This window comes from Streptomyces sp. 2A115, from assembly GCF_052245575.1.
Classification (GTDB): Bacteria; Actinomycetota; Actinomycetes; order Streptomycetales; family Streptomycetaceae; genus Streptomyces.
In genome coordinates, this window is the sequence record NZ_JBQQCG010000189.1 from 1 (window position 1) to 3,583 (window position 3,583).

General features: G+C 72.5%; 4 protein-coding genes. 3 read left to right on the forward strand and 1 reads right to left on the reverse strand.

Annotated features, from left to right (window positions below):
* Together ACTWQR_RS55350 and ACTWQR_RS55355 are read left to right on the forward strand one after the other, a co-directional pair.
* Nucleotides 1–266 (forward strand): cupin domain-containing protein (locus ACTWQR_RS55350; RefSeq protein ID WP_443234952.1); only part of this gene is annotated, 266 nt, incomplete at its 5' end.
* Between the two features lie 63 nt (nucleotides 267–329).
* Complete coding sequence (locus ACTWQR_RS55355; RefSeq protein ID WP_443234954.1) at nucleotides 330–1,052, forward strand: helical backbone metal receptor; 723 nt, start codon at nucleotides 330–332, stop codon at nucleotides 1,050–1,052.
* Here ACTWQR_RS55355 and ACTWQR_RS55360 read toward each other — a convergent pair.
* Nucleotides 1,021–2,142: a TDT family transporter gene (locus ACTWQR_RS55360; protein ID WP_443234955.1), complete on the reverse strand. Its 1,122-nt coding sequence runs from the start codon at nucleotides 2,140–2,142 to the stop codon at nucleotides 1,021–1,023. The two genes, ACTWQR_RS55355 and ACTWQR_RS55360, sit on opposite strands and share 32 nt — an antisense overlap.
* Nucleotides 2,143–2,346: 204 nt before the next feature.
* Here ACTWQR_RS55360 and ACTWQR_RS55365 point away from each other — a divergent pair, with 204 nt between their 5' ends.
* Nucleotides 2,347–3,297, forward strand: a complete 951-nt coding sequence (locus tag ACTWQR_RS55365) for a LysR family transcriptional regulator (protein WP_443234953.1) — start codon at nucleotides 2,347–2,349, stop codon at nucleotides 3,295–3,297.
* Nucleotides 3,298–3,583: the final 286 nt, after the last annotated feature.

Below are 3,583 nucleotides of genomic sequence, written 5' to 3' on the forward strand. Positions count from 1 at the left end.
GTCACCACCAGCTGCACGCCGTGGAGTACACCGGAGACCACGACGCGGGCCGTGAGTTCCAGCTCCGCAACGACGAGATGATGTACGTCGCCGACGGCGCCGTAGAAGTCGAGGCGGAGGGCCGCGCGTACCGGCTGGGGCGCGGCGACACGCTGTATCTGACGGGCGGCGTACGGCACCGGTGGCGGGCGACCGAGGCGGACACCCGCGTGCTGGTCGTCGAGGTCGCGGACCACATCGAGGCGGTGGACGATCCGCGCCGGTGATCCGCCGGGCCTCCCGTTGTCGGACCCCGCTGCGATACTGGCGCCATGTCCCGCAACCAGGCCATGAGGGTGGTATCGCTGGTCCCGTCCCTCACCGAGGCCGTCGCCGAGTCCGCGCCCGGGGTCCTGGTCGGGGCGACCGACTGGTGCAGTCATCCGGCCGACCTCGATGTCGTACGCGTCGGCGGCACCAAGAATCCGGACGTCGAGCGGATCCTCCGGCTCGCACCCGACCTGGTGATCGCCAACGAGGAGGAGAACCGCGAGCCCGACCTGACCGCCCTGCGTGAAGCGGGACTCGAGGTGCTGGTGACCGAGGTGCGGGACCTGCCGCAGGCCTTCCGGGAGCTGGACCGAGTGGTCGGCGCGTGCGGAGTGCGGGGGCGACCACGCTGGCTGGACGAGGCCGAGGAAGCATGGCTGGACCCGCCCCGTCCCTCGACACGGCTGCGCGCGGCCGTGCCCATCTGGCGGCGGCCCTGGATGGTGCTCGGGCGGGACACCTTCGCCGGGGACATGCTGACGCGGATGGGCATCGACAACGCGTACGCGGCCCACGCCGAACGCTATCCCCGCGTCCCCATCGACGAACTGTGCGCCGCCGACCTGGACTTGGTCGTGCTGCCCGACGAGCCGTACCGCTTCACACGCGACGACGGCCCCGAGGCGTTCCCGGTGACGGTGCCGGTCGCGCTGGTCAGCGGACGCCATCTCACCTGGTACGGGCCGTCGTTGGCGGAAGCCCCGCGCCTGCTCAGCGCGGCGCTGCGAGCAGCCGTCCGCTGACCAGTCCGCGGGCGGTGTGGGCGGCGGCCACGGCCCAGGCCGACACGAGCGCGGCGTACAGGGCGACCGCGAGCCAGTCGTAGACCACGAGCCCGGTGTGCCGGGCGAGACCCTCCGCGCCCGTCACGCATGTGCCCACCGGGAACGTGAACGCCCACCAGGTCATCGCGAAGCGCATGCCCCGGCGCCGGGCCCGCAGCACCAGCGCCGCGGCCAGCACCAGCCAGAGCAGCGCGAAGCCCATCACCGGTACGCCGTAGAGCACCGCCAGGATGCCGAACGCCTGGTCGTACGGGGCGGACATGACGTTCGGGGCGGCGACGGCGAACTTGTCGACGGCCGTCGTGGACTGGCCCAGCGGGCCCAGGACCAGGAACAGGGTCGGGGTGAGCGCGAGGGGGAGCGGGCTGCCGGTGACGAGCCGGGCGAAGATCAGCGGCAGCATCACCAGCGTGGCCAGCAGACTGAGGCCGAACATCGCGAAGCAGGCGAGGAGCAGGGTCTGCTGGGCCTGGCCGGCGGGGAGGTGCGGTACCAGGAGGGGGCCGAGCGCCGCGGAGACCATGGGGGCGACCAGGGGGAGCAGCCATACGGGGCTGGCCTGGGTCGGGTCCTGGGGCTGGGTCTGCGGCTGCGGCTGGGTCTGGGGTGGCGCCTGGGGTGGGGCCGTCCGGGAGCGGGTGATCATCAGGTACGGGACCGCCACGGCCGCGACCAGCCCGACCAGGGTCCCTGTCGTGAAGAGGACGGCGTCCAGGGCGACCGCCGCTCGCAGGCCGATCCAGTCCCGGCCGACGACGAGGGCGCCGCCGCCGACCGCCAGCAGGGCCATGGAGAGGCAGCCGTAGAACGGGGCCATCGCCGGGTCCAGGAGGTGGGCCCTGGCCTGGTCGCGGTGGTGCTTCCAGTGCGCGGCCCGGGCGGCGAGCAGGCCCACGAGCATGGCCAGCGCGAGCGCCCAGACCGCCGTGCACGCGGTGCGCAGGCCCGGGACGTCCAGTGGGAGAGCGGCTCCCGCCGTGGCCACGATCGCCGTGCCCATCACCGAGGCGTACCAGTTGGGGCCGAGGTGGCGGACGGCCTCGGTGATCGTACGGCTGGTGTGGACGGTGCTGGTGTGAGCGGTGCTGGTGTGAGCCGTGGTGGTGCGGGTCGTGGTGTCGCCGGTGCTGGTGTCGACGGTGACGGGGTGGGCCGCGGTGAGCATGACTTCACGGTCTCGCCGGGGGCGGGGTCCCGCCAGGGAGTGCCGGTCTATGAGGGCATAAGCTGGGTTTATGAGCGGAGTGACGTCGTGAGTGATGGGACGGACGACCAGGGAACTCGTGGGGCGGCGGAGGTTCCGGGGACGGGCGGAGGGCTGGCGCATCGGGTGCCCGAGCTGGGTGCGCTGGAGTTGCTCCTTGCCGTGGCGCGGCTCGGGAGTCTGGGGCGGGCGGCTCGGGAGCTCGGGATCACGCAGCCGGCGGCGAGCAGTCGGATCCGGTCGATGGAGCGGCAGCTGGGTGTAGCCCTTGTGGACCGGTCGCCTCGGGGGTCGCAGCTCACCGATGCGGGGGCGTTGGTCACGGACTGGGCTCGGCGGGTGGTGGAGGCGGCGGAGGCGTTCGATGCGGGGGCGCAGGCGTTGCGGGATCGGCGGGACTCCCGGTTGCGGGTCGCGGCGAGTATGACCATCGCGGAGTATCTGTTGCCGGGGTGGCTGATCGCGCTGCGCGCGCAGCGGCCCGACACGGCGGTATCGCTGATTGCCGGCAACTCGACGGTTGTGGCCGAGCGACTGCTCGGTGGTGAGGCGGATCTCGGTTTCGTGGAGGGTCTGTCCGTGCCGGGCGGGCTCGACTCCGTGGTCGTCGCGCGTGATCGGCTGATCGTGGTGACCGCGCCCGGGCATCCCTGGGCTCGGCGGCGGCGGGCTCTCGATGCGGTTGAGCTGGCGGATACGCCGCTGATTCTGCGGGAGAAGGGGTCCGGTACGCGGCAGGTGCTGGATGCGGCGCTCGGGGGCCTGGCTCGGCCGCTGATCGAGCTGTCCTCCACGACCGCGGTCAAGGCCTCTGTGGCGTCCGGGGCGGGGGCCGCCGTGCTGAGCGAGCTGGCACTCGGGGAGGAGCTTTCTGCCCGCCGTCTTGTGGAGATCCCGCTGGAGGGTGTCCGGCTGAGCCGTGACCTTCGCGCGGTCTGGCCTACGGGGCATCGTCCTACGGGGCCTGCGCGGGATTTGCTGACGTTGACCAGGTCTTAGGGGTTGCGTCCGGCGGTTGGGCGGGTGGGTGGTTTTTTTGGGTGCGGGTTGCCTCCGGCGGTTGGTTGTTTGTTTGGGTGCGGGTTTGTGGGGGCTGGTCGCGCAGTTCCCCGCGCCCCTGGGTTGGATGTGGGGCGGGGCCGCACCGGGACATCCGAGCGCCACTCTGAGGTAGTCGGGTCAACCGGGAAGCGCGGCGCTCGGACATCCCGGCACGTCCCCTCACGCCGAAGGCCGGGTGCGGACGAGTGGGGGCTGGGGCTACGGCCCATCAGGGGCGCGGGGA